We start from the raw sequence: 15,044 nt of genomic DNA on the forward strand, positions 1-15,044 counted from the left end.
TTATTTTACTAAGTTTATTTTGAGTATTCAAACAACTAGCCTAGTTATTATTAAAAATAATCATATTTACTTATCACAGCCAACTGACTTCGCAATTGTTCTATTCATTTTATTATACAATTCCAAAATAGACGAAAATACGCAAAACCTCTTTATTAAAAGCATAAATAAATGAGACCTTATTATACCCACTTCTTCATTTTGCATATTTATGTATTAAAATGGTTTTATTTTCATTTATTATCTGCTATAATCATTTTTAACAAATTCATAAATTAAATTTTACAAATTATCAATTGAGGTGGAACTATGAAAGATAAAATTGTATTAGCATATTCTGGCGGTTTAGACACAAGCGTCGCAGTAAAGTGGTTAATAGATAAAGGCTATGATATAGTAGCTTGTTGTTTAGATGTTGGTGAAGGAAAGGATTTGGAATTAGTACATCAAAAAGCGTTAGATATGGGCGCAATTGAATGTCATATCATCGATGCAACAGAAGAATTCAGCCAAGATTTCGTGTCATATGCGATTAAGGGGAATTTAATGTATGAAGGTATGTATCCTTTAGTTTCTGCATTATCAAGACCTTTAATTTCTAAAAAATTAGTCGAAATCGCAGCAAAAACAAATGCAATTGGCATTGCACATGGTTGTACAGGTAAAGGTAATGATCAAGTACGTTTCGAAGTTGCCATTAAAGCACTCGATCCAGAATTAAAAGTATTTGCACCTGTAAGAGAATGGGCTTGGAGCCGTGAAGAAGAAATTGATTATGCATTAAAACACAATATCCCTGTCCCTATTCAACACGATTCTCCTTATTCAATTGATCAAAATTTATGGGGAAGAAGTAATGAATGTGGTATTCTCGAGGATCCTTATGCCGCTCCCCCTAAAGACGCCTTTGATTTAACATGTGAATTGGAAGACGCACCAGATGAAGCCGAAGAACTTGTCCTTTCATTTAAAAAAGGGATACCAACCGCTTTAAATGGTACTTCCTATCCGTTAAGTGAATTAATTTTGACGCTAAATAAGCTAGCAGGTAAGCATGGTATTGGTAGAATTGATCATGTTGAAAATAGATTGGTCGGCATTAAATCTAGAGAAGTTTATGAAACACCGGCAGCCGAAGTCATTATTAAAGCACATAAAGCACTCGAAACGATTACGTTAACGAAAGATGTGGCACATTTTAAACCTGTAATTGAAAAACAATTTTCAGAACAAATCTATAATGGTCTTTGGTTCTCACCATTAACTGACAGCTTAAAATTATTCGTAGACAGCACACAGGAACATGTTACTGGTGATGTACGACTCAAACTGTACAAAGGTAATGCTACAGTCAACGGCAGACAGTCACCTTATACACTCTATAATGAGCAATTAGCAACTTATACTAAAGAAGACGCATTTAACCAAGCTTCAGCCGTTGGTTTCATAGATATCTTTGGCTTGCCGACAAAAGTTAATGCCATGTTACATGGTGGTTATAATCATGAGTAATAAAGCATGGGGTGGCAGATTTAGTGCACAGCCAGAAGCATGGGTGGACGCGTTCAATGCTTCTATAGATTTCGATAAAACACTGATTGAATATGATGTGCAAGGTAGTATCGCACACGCTACCATGCTAGCAAATCAAGACATCATTTCAGAATCAGATTGTAAACAGATTATTGATGGTTTAAACGCAATACTAGTTGATTACCAACATGGTAATCTAGCTTTAGACGAATCACTTGAAGATATACATTTAAATATCGAACATGAATTGATCAAACGTATTGGGGATGCTGGAGGAAGACTACACACAGGACGAAGCAGAAATGATCAAGTTGCGACAGACATGCATTTATATACAAAATCAGAAGTGTATACTTTAATTGCATTAATCACTTCATTTCAAAAAACAATTATTAATATTGCGGAAGCACATATTGATACAATCATGCCTGGTTATACACATTTGCAAAGAGCACAACCTATTTCATTTGCACATCATATACTCACTTACTATTGGATGCTCGAACGTGACAAATCACGTTTTCAGGATAGTTTAAAACGCATAGATATATCTCCACTTGGCGCTGCTGCCTTGAGTGGTACAACATATCCTATTGACCGTCATGAAACACAAAAGTTATTAGACTTTAACGCAATTTATGAAAACAGTATCGATGCTGTCAGTGATAGAGATTATATCGTAGAAACGTTACACAATATCTCTTTGACAATGGTACACTTATCAAGATTTGCAGAAGAAATTATATTTTGGTCATCTACTGAGGCAAATTTCATCACACTATCGGATACATTTTCAACGGGGTCCTCTATTATGCCACAGAAAAAGAATCCCGATATGGCAGAGTTGATTAGAGGTAAAGTCGGACGTACTTCTGGTCATTTAATGAGTATGCTGATGACGTTAAAAGGCTTACCCTTAGCTTATAACAAAGACATGCAAGAGGACAAAGAAGGCTTGTTTGATGCTGTTCATACTTTAAAAGGATCACTCCGTATCTTTGAAGGGATGATAGATACGATGACGATTAATGTAGATCATTTAGAACAAACAGTGCACAATGACTTTTCAAACGCAACTGAACTTGCGGATTATTTAGTAAATAAAGGCGTTCCGTTCAGATCTGCACATGAAATTGTCGGTAAACTCGTACTTTGGGCGATACAACATGATGTATATTTATTAAATGTCCCATTATCACAATACCAAAATGCATCTTCCTTAATAGAATCGGACATCTATGATTATTTAACACCACAGAATTGTATTAATCGCCGAATCAGTTACGGTTCAACGGGACAAGCAGCAGTTAAACAACAATTAGCAAAGATCAAACAAAATTTAAAATAAGACCATAAATTTACGGCACTGGATAGGTATATCTTCGCATACCCTATTCAGTGCCTATAATTTGTTTAACATATGAAAACATTGTAATTCTTAAATTAATTTTATTTAGTTTGAATTATAATTTTGTAAATTCTATTTTCAATATCTCCCTTTTTATGTAGGGTAAAGTTATATTTCATATTAAGGAGTGACATCATTATGAATCAAGCAAATAAACTTATTGCCTCAACACTCGCGACCATTACTTTAACTGGCCTTTGTGCTACAACTACAATTCATGCCAATGGTTATGGTAATAGCAATGCTCAACACAATGTTAATACTTCAAACCAACAAAATGGTAACTCAAGTCAAGCTCATGGTAATCAAAAGAAAATACATAATCTAACAGGTGAAAAATTTACAACAGTTGCACATAGAGGTGCGAGCGGTTACGCACCTGAACATACTTTTTTCTCATATGATAAAAGTCACAATGCAATCGGCGCATCTTATATCGAAATCGATTTGCAAATGACTAAAGACGGACATCTTGTTGCTATGCATGATGAAACCGTTGATAGAACAACGAATGGTACTGGCAGAGTCGATCAATACACACTTAAAGAATTGAAAAAGCTTGATGCAGGCAGTAAATTCAATGAGCAAAACCCTCAATATGCCAATTCAAATTATAAAGGGGCTAAAATCCCAACATTAGACGAAATTCTAAATCGTTATGGTACAGAAGCTAATTATTATATAGAAACTAAATCTCCAGATGTCTATCCCGGTATGGAAGAGAAATTATTAGATACCTTGAATAAACATCAATTATTAAATGATAATTCGTTAAAAAATGGACATGTACTCGTTCAATCATTTTCAGAAAAAAGTTTACTCAAAATGCAAAAATTAAATGCAGCAGTACCACTCATTCGTTTATTAGATAAAGGTGAATTAACAAGTATGACACAGCAAAACTTTAATCAAATTAGACAATATGCTATAGGTGTCGGTCCAGAATATACAGATTTAACTAGACAAAATGTTAAAAATCTTAAAAAAGCTGATTTACTTGTGCATCCATTTACAGTCAATGAACCAGCAGATATGAAACGCTTAAATAAATATGGCGTTGATGGCGTGTTCACAAATTATCCTGATGTATATAAACAAGTCATTAGTGAAGGAGAACAGCAACATAATCATAACTAAAAGAACATGTTAACTTAGAGAGACTCTTAGATGTCTAACTATCCATACAAAAAGACCTTCATCCTATTTTCATTAGAATGAAGGTCTTTTTAAATTGCTGAATTCGTTTATCTTAGACTATGCCCAACCACGGTAACGCGCTGCTTCTGCAGTACGTTTAATACCTACAATGTATGCCGCTAAACGCATATCAATTTTTCTGTTTTGAGCTAATTCATAAATTGTATCAAATGCAGTCGTTAGTTTTTCACGCATTTTCGTATTAACTTCTTCTTCAGTCCAATAATAACCTTGATTATTTTGTACCCATTCGAAGTATGACACAGTTACACCACCAGCACTAGCTAACACATCTGGTACGAGTAAGATATCACGTTCAGTTAAAATACGAGTAGCAGCTGGTGTTGTTGGTCCGTTTGCTGCCTCAACCACGATACCTGCTTTAATATCATGTGCATTATCTTCAGTAATTTGGTTTGCAATTGCTGCAGGCACTAAAATATCACAGTCGATTTCAAACAATTCTTTATTTGAAATTGTTTCATCAAATAAATTCGTTACAGTACCGAAACTATCTCTTCTGTCTAATAAATAGTCAATGTCTAAACCTTCTGGATCATGTAAAGCACCGTAAGCATCTGAAATACCAACAATCGTTGCACCCATGTCATACAAGAATTTCGCTAAGAAACTACCAGCATTACCAAATCCTTGAATAACAATACGTGAACCTTTAAGATTTAAGCCTCTTCGTTGCGCTGCTTGTTCAATCGCAATTACAACACCTAATGCTGTAGCACGATCACGGCCTTGAGAACCGCCAAGTACGATTGGTTTACCAGTGATAAATCCAGGTGAATTAAATTTATCTAGTGAGCTATACTCATCCATCATCCATGCCATAATTTGAGAGTTAGTAAACACGTCTGGAGCCGGAATATCTTTTGTAGGTCCTACGAATTGAGAAATAGAGCGCACATATCCACGAGATAAACGTTCTACTTCATGAATACTCATTTGACGAGGATCACAAACGATACCGCCTTTACCTCCACCATATGGTAAATCAACGATACCGCATTTCAATGTCATCCACATTGATAATGCTTTTACTTCTTCTTCGTCAACGTCAGGGTGGAAACGTACGCCACCTTTAGTTGGTCCAACAGCATCATTATGCTGTGCACGATAGCCTGTAAATGTTTGAACAGTACCATCATCCATACGTACTGGAATTCTTACTTGTAGGAAACGCAATGGTTCCTTTACTAAATCGTACATCCCATCGTCAAACCCCAGTTTATGCAATGCTTCTTTAATAATTTGTTGCGTAGAAGTAACTAAATTATTATTCTCAGTCATGATTCATTTCGCCTCTTTTTCGTTACTAATGATTTCGCTTTCATGCTAATTGTAACATAAGATTCACCTTTTTAAAGAGTTTTCAAAACATATGTTACAGAAGTGTGAATTTATTTAAAAACACTTCTTACTTTATCTAACGCAAAGTCTAATTCTTCTTTAGAAATAATAAGCGGTGGTGCGAATCGGATTACCGTATCATGAGTTTCTTTACATAATAACCCTTGCTCTTTTAATGCTTCACAATAAGGTCTTGCATTCTCATTTAATTCAATACCGATAAACAATCCACGACCTCTTACTTCTTTAATTGAAGGATGGTCAATTTTTTGTAATTCTTCTTTAAAATAATTCCCTAATTCTAATGAACGACCTGGTAAATCTTCATCTACAATAACATCTAATGCCGCATTAGATACAGCACATGCTAATGGATTACCACCAAATGTAGAACCATGAGAACCTGGTGTAAATACGCCTAGAACTTCTTCATCTGCAAGTACTACAGATATTGGTAGCACACCACCGCCTAATGCTTTCCCTAAAATATATACATCTGGTTGAACGTCATCCCAATCCGTTGCAAATAACTTACCTGAACGTCCTAATCCTGCTTGAATTTCATCAGCAATAAATAATACATTATGCTCATCACAAAGTGCTCTGATTTCTTTTAAGTAACCTTCTGGCGGCACATTAATACCAGCTTCACCTTGAATTGGTTCGATTAAAATTGCAGCAGTATTTTCATTAATCGCCTCTTTAACAGCGTCAATGTTGCCAAAATCAACTTTGCGGAAACCATCTAATAATGGACCATAACCACGTTGATATTCTGGTTCAGATGATAACGATACAGGTGCCATTGTACGACCGTGGAAGTTACCGTTGAACGCAATAATTTCTGCTTGGTCTGGTGCTATATTTTTAACATCATAAGCCCAACGACGCGCCGCTTTTAGTGCAGTTTCTACTGCTTCTGCACCAGTGTTCATTGGTAATGCTTTTGATTTTCCAGAAAGTTTACAGATTTTTTCATACCATTCACCTAAGTTGTCACTGTGAAAAGCTCGAGAAACTAATGTCACTTTGTCAGCTTGATCTTTCAAAGCTTGAATTATTTTTGGATGTCTATGCCCTTGGTTTACAGCAGAATATGCTGATAACATATCCATGTATTTGTTTCCTTCTGGATCTTTAACCCAAACACCTTCCGCTTCTGAAATAACTATTGGAAGTGGTACATAGTTTTGTGCTCCGTAGTGATTTGTTAATTCAATGATTTCTTCTGATCTTGACATGATATCTCCCCTTTGTAATTATTTAAGAGCAAAATGACTCTTAAGCAATACTTACCCATAGCATAACGTATTTGTAGTTGAACTGAAACTATTTACTAATATAGCTATGCGATTGAAATTTAAATTGACTTTAAACTGCTATAAAGTAAGTACCTTTAATAATACTATTAATCACGGCTATCTTTATGTAAGCCCTTACATATATAATGACATATTCTGAGGCTTGATTACAAGCATATTTTCCCACCTGTTCAAAACTAAAATCAGTTTTAATTATCTTTGCATAGAACCGTATATTCATACGTGAAAATACTAAAAAAACGCATAAACACACACGATTAAAATGATGTGCATTTATGCGTTTCAATTATTTATTTTCCGTCAGTTCTTGGTAATGGATAGAAACCTTCATTAAATTGTTTCCATAAGTTTGGTGGTAAGTGATGTCTGTCTTTTCTTTCCGGATCAAATTTAGAAATTATTTCGTCTTCTTTACCGTCTTTAATTTTACTAATAAAATTATGATCTAATAATATTTCTCTACCTAAAGCAATAAGATCAACATGCGTAGATTCTACCGCTTCAATTGCTTGTTCTGCTGTGAATATTGAACCAATACCTATCAGTGGCATACGTCCTTCAATCCACTCTAACAATAATTTCACACGTTCTTGACCTTTATATTTTCCTTCACGCGTTTTGGAGTGTATATCCATTAAAGATACATGTAGGTAGTCTAGTGGTTTTTCAATTAAATGTTTAACTAATGATTGTGTAATTTCCATACTAATGCCTGGTGATTCTGCTTCTTCTGGTGAAAATCTATAACCAACAATAAAGTCTTTACTACCATATTCTTTTACTGTTGCAGTAACTTCATCAACAACTTCAGATACAAATTTCAAGCGATCTTTGCCCCATGCATCTTCACGACGGTTATAATACGGTGACACAAATTGATGAATTAAATAATGATTTGCACCATGTATTTCCACACCATCAAAACCAGCTTCGATTACTCTTCGTGTTGCTTCACCGAAAGCCTTGATTGTTTCTTGAATTTCAGCTTCTGTCATTTCACGTGCATGGTGTTCTTCTTGTTCTCCAAAGCTTTTCATTGATATAGGACTTGGCCCGGCTACATCACCATCTGGGGTTAAATTCGGTAATGCTTGTACGCCCCCATGATGAATTTGAACAACAGCTTTAGCACCGTTTTTCTTCATAGCTTTTGCTAAGCGTTTCAAACCTTCTAAATTAGAATCATGTGCAACAGATGGTTGACCTGGAAATGCTTTTCCTAAATCAGTCACATTACTTGCAGCTGAAAGTGCTAAGCCTACATCTTTTGAGCGTTGTTCCATATAAACAACTTCCTCATTTGAAATTGAACCATCATCATGAGATGACACATGTGTTAATGGTGCCAATACAAAACGATTATCTAAGACAACTTTATTAGGTAGTTTAACCTTTTCAAAAAGTGGTTGAAATTTTTTATCCATAATAATGTTTCCTCCTACAATTTACCTTAAAAATTTGATTAATATAAATTACTCATTCATTGTAACTAGGTTGAACTTACTTTGAAATAAATATGCTCATGCATATATTTTTTTATAGCCCTCTATACATATTTGAAACTTATAATCACAAAGTTGTCACAAAATACTTTTAATTACAAAAAAACTGACATCTCAAGTAGAAATGTCAGTACTTTAAAGATGCTTTATTCATCTTTAATCGCGTTTTTGGACTGTTTAATCCAAACCGGTAAGCGTTCTTTAATTGTCTGAAACCCATATCTTTCGGTTTCTTTAATTTCATCTAATACTGATTGTTTTTCTTTCTTACGTTCATAATTTTTAAAATAGTCATTATCTTTTAAAGAAAGATTTAACTTTCCTTCATCATCAATTGAAATCACTTTCGCTCTTACAATTTGCCCTTCTGATAAAAACTTTTTCAAATTATGGACGTAATCATCCATAATTTCAGAAATATGAATCAAACCTTCAGCATTGTCTGGGGTTTCTACAAAAGCGCCATACGGTTGAATACCAGTCACACGAACTTTGATATGTTGACCTACCTTATAGTGATTATTCAACGTGATAACCCCTTATTTCGTATTACTTAACAGTATTATAATAGCATACATTGTAGAATGGCACTAATATTATATGTAGAAAAATTCAATAATTTATCCATTTTGATATGATATAGAAAGCTAATTTAATTAATAATTCCTTATATGTTCAAGGAACAGACAATCCAACTGCTAAAATAAACCTATACAAATATTTAGCAGAAACTAAATTAAAAAATCAACAATTTAAGATTATAATAAAATACAATAGCAAACAAAAAAGTCTAACAGATTTATTACTTTACAGTAATCGTCCGTTAGACTTTTTTAATTAAAGTTCATATTCAGAAACTATTCAGCTTATGAATATAAAACTACTAATATTTTTATTCAACAATGTCGATTGAATCGATTGTCACATCATGTAATGGTTTATCTTGTGGACCCACTTTTGTATTCGCAATATCTTCTAATGTATCTTTTCCTTCGATTAATTGACCAAATACTGTGTGTCTTTGATCTAACCAAGGTGTACCGCCAGTATTAGCATACGCTTCTACAATCTGTTCTGGCCATCCGCCATCTGCTAATTGACTTAACATTGACTCTGGCACTTCATTCATTTGCACGATAAAGAATTGTGATCCATTCGTATGTGGACCAGAATTTGCCATTGATAACGCACCATAAATATTAAATGCTTCTCTTGAAAATTCATCTTCAAATGGCTCACCATAGATACTTTCGCCACCCATACCTGTTGCCGTTGGGTCTCCACCTTGTACCATAAAATCATTGATAACACGGTGGAATGTTACACCATTGTAGTAACCATTTTTCGCATGTGTCACAAAATTTTCAACTGTTTTCGGTGCGATATCAGGCATAAGTTTAAAAGTCATATCACCTTTGTTTGTATGCATTACAAGTTTAATTTCATTGCCAGTAATTTCTTTATTTAACTGAGGATAGTTCGTCATGTTCATTCTCCATTTCATGTTAATATGATATATGTATTCTAACATAAAAAGAAGGGATGTATGAATGATGTTATATCGTTTTGCACATAAAACTGGTAGTTACGGTGTCACGATTAAAGAAGAAGATGGTGACCAAGTACTTGTTCAAGTGGAACAAGTGATTAAACACCCTAAACAAGGTGATTTGCACAACCCTAAAGAAACAGAAAATGTGTTTTTCCATGAACGTAAAGCACTCAGTCAATTTGAAAAAAGATACGCCAAAAGATCACAGTTGAAGCCATTCGATGTTGAACCGATGTCTTATTGTGATTCATTACAGCAAGCTATTTCAAATTTAGAAGCAAAATTGAAAACACAAGAAACGTTTCATGCGTCTATGTCTCTGGAAAATTTGCAGCGCTTAAAACAAGATTACGGCATTCAATATAAACAAAATTTTGAATAAAAATACCGTGTTTCTTCATATTTAATAACATATGTATCGCAAGTGCTTCAAGGGCTTAAGACGTTTTTCAGAACAGTTCAATTCATGTATAATGATTTTATACTACATTTTTAAAGGAGGATAATATAATGAGCGTGTTACATATAGCGGTATTGTTACCGTTAATATTTGCACTCATTATTCCATTTGTATATCGATTCTATAAGCGAATACATTTAGGATGGTTTGTGTTACCTATCCCCGTCGTCTTATTTATATACTTTTTATCTTATATTTCGACAACCATGTCTGGGAATACAGTTATGCAAAAGGCAAACTGGATGCCTCACTTCGGTATGAATTTTAATTTATATGCTGATGGTTTAGGATTACTATTCAGTTTACTCATAACTGGTATTGGGAGTTTAGTTGTACTTTATTCTATAAGTTATTTAAGTCGACAAGAGCAATTAGGCAATTTCTATGTTTATCTATTGCTCTTTATGGGCGCAATGTTAGGTGTTGTATTATCAGATAATATCATCATCTTATACTTATTCTGGGAGTTAACTTCTTTTTCTAGTTTCCTACTCATTTCATTTTGGAGATCAAAACAAGCTTCTATCTATGGCGCACAAAAGTCGATGCTTGTTACCGTGTTCGGAGGCTTATCACTATTAGGTGGTCTCATCTTACTCTCCATCGCTGGTGGTTCTACGAGCATTCAAACATTAATTCAAAATGTGTCAGACATTCAGACAAGTCCATTTTTCATTTTATCCATGGTATTTGTCTTAATTGGTGCTATGACAAAATCAGCTCAGTTCCCATTTTATGTATGGTTACCGGACGCTATGGAAGCACCTACACCAGTCAGTGCCTACCTACACTCAGCAACAATGGTAAAGGCTGGACTATATTTAGTAGCACGAATGACACCGATTTACGCCATATCACAAGGATGGATATGGACCGTAACAGCTGTCGGTTTAATCACATTATTCTGGGCATCATTGAATGCGACAAAACAACAAGATTTAAAAGGTATCTTGGCCTTTTCAACTGTATCGCAGTTAGGAATGATTATGTCAATGCTAGGCATTGGCGCTGTAAGTTATCACTTTGAAGGTTCCGAAAGTCAAATCTATATCGCGGCCTTTACAGCTGCAGTATTTCATTTGATTAATCATGCGACATTCAAAGGTGCACTATTTATGATTACCGGCGCAATTGATCATACAACCGGTACACGTGACGTGAAAAAATTAGGTGGCTTATTAACTATCATGCCTATTTCATTCACTATAACAATCATTACATCGTTAAGTATGGCAGGCGTACCACCTTTCAATGGCTTTTTATCTAAAGAGAAGTTCTTAGAAAGCATGATTGATGTTACTCAAGCAAATATCTTCAGCTTAGATTCACTCGGATTGTTAATACCGATTGTTGCAATTGTTGGTAGTATATTTACATTTGTTTATTCTGTTAGATTTATCGGTCAAATATTCTTAGGTAGTCATAAAGCAGAGCATTTACCTAAAAAAGCCCATGAAGCGTCACTATTGATGCTTGTGTCACCTGCAATTCTTGCCATTCTCGTGATTGTCTTCGGGTTCTTCCCATCAATATTAACAGGCTCTATTATTGAACCTGCTGTCAATGCAATCGGACACACGTCGGGCACAACTGCAGAAATCCATATGTTCCATGGCTTTACACCAGCATTTTTATCAACGCTTGGTATTTACATTGTCGGTATTGCACTCATAGTAACGTTTGCGTATTGGGTGAAACTGTTACAGCAACACCCTACAACACTGACGATAAATTATTGGTATGATAAATTCGGTTCAGTTACACCAAGCTATTCTGGTAAGTTCACAGATGCTTATGTGACTGGTTTCACTCGAAATAACTTAGTCATTATTTTTGCATCACTCGTTGTGATTTCAATAGTGACACTCATAGTCACGCCATTTAGTATTGATTTTAAAGACGTCAGTGCAATTCGTCCGTTTGAGTTAATTATTGTTGTCCTAATCATTACAGCGGCTTCAATGATTATCTTTGCAAAATCAAGACTATTCAGCATTATTATGGCTAGTGCTGTCGGATACTCTGTTGCAATTTTCTTCATCTTCTTCGGAGCACCGGATCTAGCATTAACACAATTTGTCGTTGAATCCATTTCAACCGCATTATTCTTGTTATGTTTCTATCATTTACCTAATTTAAATAGACATAAAGAGACACGAGAATTTAAGGTTGTTAATATAATCATCGCTGTAAGTACAGGCATCATCGTTACTATATTAGGTTTAATCGCCTATGGTAATAGACATTACGCTTCCATTGCAGCATTCTACAAAGAACATGTTTATGATCTTGCACATGGTACGAATATGGTAAACGTTATACTCGTAGACTTCCGTGGTACGGATACTTTATTTGAGTCAGCCGTTCTTGGTATCGCTGGTCTTGGTGTGTATACGATGATTAAATTACGTACTAACACGACTAAAAATGATAAAGGAGGTAAAAACGTTGAACAGACAGAAAAATAATCTTATCTTTCAATATTCAGCAGTTGTTATCTTCTTTCTCATAGTCATGTTTGGCCTATCGCTATTTTTAGCTGGGCATTATACACCAGGTGGCGGCTTCGTTGGTGGTTTACTACTTGCAAGCGCACTAGTCATCATTACGGTTGCTTTTGATATTAAAACAATGCGTAAGATTTTCCCTTGGGATTTTAAAAAATTAATTGGTATCGGCTTACTATTTTGTTTGCTTACACCATTAGCAAGTTGGTTCTACAATAAAAATTTCTTCACACATACACCTTTTGAAATTCCATTAGGTGTGTTGCCGCCGATGGAAATGCATACTGCTACTTTCTTCGACTTAGGCGTTATGTGTGCAGTTGTAGGCACTGTAATGACTATAATCTTATCGATTGGAGAGAATGAGTAATGGAAATTTTAATGATTTTCGTATGTGGTATCCTCACAACAATGAGCGTCTATCTCATTCTTTCTAAGAGTTTGATACGCATCATTATTGGTACTACATTACAAACACATACTGCTAATTTGTTCTTAATCACAATGGGTGGTTTAAAGAAAGGTGATGTCCCTATCTATGAAAAAGGGATTACATCTTATGTCGACCCTATTCCACAAGCATTAATTCTAACTGCGATTGTAATTTCATTCTCAGTTACAGCGTTTTTCTTAGTGCTTGCTTTCAGAAGCTATAAAGAATTAGGTACAGACAACGTAGAAAGTATGAGAGGAGTGCTAGAAAATGATCGAGAGTAACCTTATCATATCGCTACTCGTTATACCTTTGTTAACTATCATTGCACTTATTTTCATCGGTAAACGCCCTATCATCAAAAGATATGTGAGTTTAGCAGGTACTGCGATTACATTAGTATTCGCATTTATAAACTTAAATAACGTATTAAAAGATGGTCCAATTACGTTAGAATTAGGTTCTTGGCAAGCACCTTACAGCATTGTTTTTGTACTAGATATATTTAGTGCATTATTAATTATTACAAGTTTAATCGTCACAATGCTAATTATCTTATATTCTTATCAATCTGTAGGCATAGAGCGTGAGACATATTATTATTACTTCGCTGTAATGTTTATGCTTACAGGTGTTATAGGGTCTTTTATTACTGGAGATATATTTAACTTATTTGTATTCTTTGAAGTATTCTTAATGGCTTCTTATATTCTATTAGTTATTGGTGGTACCAAAGTACAATTAAGTGAAACGATTAAATATGTACTCGTCAATGTGACATCTTCCGCTTTCTTTGTAATTGCGGTTGCAATGCTTTATTCCGTTGTAGGTACCTTGAATTTAGCCGACATCAGTGAAAAGCTAAGTCAATTACCTGCACAAGATAGTGGTATCGTTACAATTATTTTCGTAATGTTTATTTTTGTATTTGCTACTAAAGCAGGCGCCTTCCCAATGTATGTCTGGTTACCTGGCGCGTATTATGCACCACCAATTGCCATTATCGCCTTTTTCGGAGCTTTATTGACAAAAGTAGGTGTCTACGCAATTGCTAGGACTGCTAGCTTGTTCTTTAGAGATACATCTAACTTTTCATTCTATACGATACTGTTTTTAGCCCTACTTACAATCATATTCGGTTGTGTGGGTGCAGTTAGTTATTACGATACGAAAAAAATTATTCTCTATAACATCATGATTGCCGTTGGTGTCATACTTGTCGGCGTTGCGATGATGAATCAATCAGGTATGATGGGCGCAATTTATTATACCCTTCATGACATGTTAATTAAGGCAGCATTATTTTTCCTTATTGGTGTCATGTATAAAATTACGAAAACACATGATTTACGCCAATATGGTGGTTTGATTAAAGATTATCCTGTCTTAGGCTGGACATTCTTTATTGCAGCACTTAGTTTGGCTGGTATTCCCCCACTTAGTGGATTCTATGGGAAGTATTATATTGTGCAAGCAACGTTTGAAAAAGGATTCTATTTAAGTGGCATTGTAATATTACTATCTAGTTTAGTTGTTCTTTATTCTGTTATTCGCATCTTCTTAAAAGGATTTTTCGGAAAATCAGAAGGTTACCAAGTCAATTCAAAATTACAATATAAAGGCATCTTAACTGTCGCAATCATTGCGGTTATCCTTTCTGTTGCTTTTGGCCTTTCTGCTGATTGGTTACAACCAATTATTAAAGATGCTGCCGAGACATTCTACAATCCAAGTGTCTATACTGACAGCGTATTGGGAGGGAAATAAT

13 protein-coding genes are annotated in these 15,044 nt (G+C 34.7%); 8 read left to right on the forward strand and 5 right to left on the reverse strand.

Annotated features, from left to right (window positions below):
- The first annotated feature begins 309 nt into the window (after positions 1–309).
- The 3 genes from ACSULM_RS04860 (at position 310) to ACSULM_RS04870 (ending at position 4,078) form a co-directional block, all read left to right on the forward strand.
- Entirely contained in the window at positions 310–1,512 is a 1,203-nt protein-coding gene (locus tag ACSULM_RS04860) for an argininosuccinate synthase (RefSeq protein WP_436861012.1), read from the forward strand.
- A complete protein-coding gene (gene argH / locus ACSULM_RS04865; RefSeq protein ID WP_436861014.1) occupies positions 1,505–2,881 on the forward strand; it encodes an argininosuccinate lyase in 1,377 nt (458 codons plus the stop codon). Before ACSULM_RS04860 ends, argH begins: the two co-directional genes overlap by 8 nt.
- Positions 2,882–3,079: 198 nt before the next feature.
- Positions 3,080–4,078 (forward strand): glycerophosphodiester phosphodiesterase, encoded by a 999-nt coding sequence (locus tag ACSULM_RS04870; protein ID WP_436861015.1) that lies wholly within the window; start codon positions 3,080–3,082, stop codon positions 4,076–4,078.
- A 117-nt stretch (positions 4,079–4,195) separates the two neighbouring features.
- Here the strand turns inward: ACSULM_RS04870 and ACSULM_RS04875 are convergent, their stop codons facing one another.
- The 5 genes from ACSULM_RS04875 to ACSULM_RS04895 form a co-directional block, all read right to left on the reverse strand.
- Positions 4,196–5,440, reverse strand: coding sequence for a Glu/Leu/Phe/Val family dehydrogenase (locus ACSULM_RS04875; protein WP_069994953.1), 1,245 nt, complete (start codon positions 5,438–5,440; stop codon positions 4,196–4,198).
- A 110-nt stretch (positions 5,441–5,550) separates the two neighbouring features.
- Positions 5,551–6,741, reverse strand: a complete 1,191-nt coding sequence (locus ACSULM_RS04880; protein ID WP_436861017.1) for an ornithine--oxo-acid transaminase — start codon at positions 6,739–6,741, stop codon at positions 5,551–5,553.
- Between the two features lie 371 nt (positions 6,742–7,112).
- A complete protein-coding gene (locus ACSULM_RS04885; RefSeq protein WP_436861019.1) occupies positions 7,113–8,246 on the reverse strand; it encodes an NADH-dependent flavin oxidoreductase in 1,134 nt (377 codons plus the stop codon).
- A gap of 224 nt (positions 8,247–8,470) precedes the next feature.
- Positions 8,471–8,851 (reverse strand): S1 domain-containing post-transcriptional regulator Ygs, encoded by a 381-nt coding sequence (gene ygs / locus ACSULM_RS04890; protein WP_017722342.1) that lies wholly within the window; start codon positions 8,849–8,851, stop codon positions 8,471–8,473.
- Between the two features lie 365 nt (positions 8,852–9,216).
- On the reverse strand, positions 9,217–9,810 hold the full coding sequence (locus tag ACSULM_RS04895) for a peptidylprolyl isomerase (RefSeq protein ID WP_436861021.1): 594 nt from the start codon (positions 9,808–9,810) through the stop codon (positions 9,217–9,219).
- A gap of 67 nt (positions 9,811–9,877) precedes the next feature.
- On the opposite strand from ACSULM_RS04895, the gene kapB reads away from it, so the two are divergent.
- The 5 genes from kapB (at position 9,878) to mnhD1 (ending at position 15,043) form a co-directional block, all read left to right on the forward strand.
- A complete protein-coding gene (gene kapB / locus ACSULM_RS04900) occupies positions 9,878–10,258 on the forward strand; it encodes a sporulation phosphorelay system protein KapB (protein WP_436861091.1) in 381 nt (126 codons plus the stop codon).
- 128 nt (positions 10,259–10,386) lie between these two features.
- Entirely contained in the window at positions 10,387–12,804 is a 2,418-nt protein-coding gene (locus tag ACSULM_RS04905; protein WP_436861023.1) for a Na+/H+ antiporter subunit A, read from the forward strand.
- Complete coding sequence (locus ACSULM_RS04910; RefSeq protein ID WP_436861025.1) at positions 12,785–13,213, forward strand: Na(+)/H(+) antiporter subunit B; 429 nt, start codon at positions 12,785–12,787, stop codon at positions 13,211–13,213. Before ACSULM_RS04905 ends, ACSULM_RS04910 begins: the two co-directional genes overlap by 20 nt.
- Complete coding sequence (mnhC1, locus tag ACSULM_RS04915; protein ID WP_436861026.1) at positions 13,213–13,560, forward strand: Na+/H+ antiporter Mnh1 subunit C; 348 nt, start codon at positions 13,213–13,215, stop codon at positions 13,558–13,560. Before ACSULM_RS04910 ends, mnhC1 begins: the two co-directional genes overlap by 1 nt.
- The gene (mnhD1, locus tag ACSULM_RS04920; RefSeq protein ID WP_436861027.1) at positions 13,547–15,043 is read left to right on the forward strand and encodes a Na+/H+ antiporter Mnh1 subunit D; all 1,497 of its coding nucleotides are present in this window, start codon (positions 13,547–13,549) and stop codon (positions 15,041–15,043) included. Before mnhC1 ends, mnhD1 begins: the two co-directional genes overlap by 14 nt.
- The last annotated feature ends 1 nt before the right edge of the window (position 15,044 follow it).

Source organism: Staphylococcus caeli (assembly GCF_051413795.1).
Lineage (GTDB): Bacteria > Bacillota > Bacilli > Staphylococcales > Staphylococcaceae > Staphylococcus > Staphylococcus caeli_A.

Bases quoted from the DNA above. Each gene is read 5' to 3' on its own strand.
- ACSULM_RS04860 (WP_436861012.1), top strand. From the start codon at position 310: ATGAAAGATAAAATTGTATTAGCATATTCTGGCGGTTTAGACACAAGC.
- ACSULM_RS04895 (WP_436861021.1), bottom strand. From the start codon at position 9,810: ATGACGAACTATCCTCAGTTAAATAAAGAAATTACTGGCAATGAAATT.
- ACSULM_RS04870 (WP_436861015.1), top strand. From the start codon at position 3,080: ATGAATCAAGCAAATAAACTTATTGCCTCAACACTCGCGACCATTACT.
- ACSULM_RS04885 (WP_436861019.1), bottom strand. From the start codon at position 8,246: ATGGATAAAAAATTTCAACCACTTTTTGAAAAGGTTAAACTACCTAAT.
- ACSULM_RS04905 (WP_436861023.1), top strand. From the start codon at position 10,387: ATGAGCGTGTTACATATAGCGGTATTGTTACCGTTAATATTTGCACTC.
- ACSULM_RS04875 (WP_069994953.1), bottom strand. From the start codon at position 5,440: ATGACTGAGAATAATAATTTAGTTACTTCTACGCAACAAATTATTAAA.
- kapB (WP_436861091.1), top strand. From the start codon at position 9,878: ATGTTATATCGTTTTGCACATAAAACTGGTAGTTACGGTGTCACGATT.
- mnhC1 (WP_436861026.1), top strand. From the start codon at position 13,213: ATGGAAATTTTAATGATTTTCGTATGTGGTATCCTCACAACAATGAGC.
- argH (WP_436861014.1), top strand. From the start codon at position 1,505: ATGAGTAATAAAGCATGGGGTGGCAGATTTAGTGCACAGCCAGAAGCA.
- ACSULM_RS04880 (WP_436861017.1), bottom strand. From the start codon at position 6,741: ATGTCAAGATCAGAAGAAATCATTGAATTAACAAATCACTACGGAGCA.
- mnhD1 (WP_436861027.1), top strand. From the start codon at position 13,547: ATGATCGAGAGTAACCTTATCATATCGCTACTCGTTATACCTTTGTTA.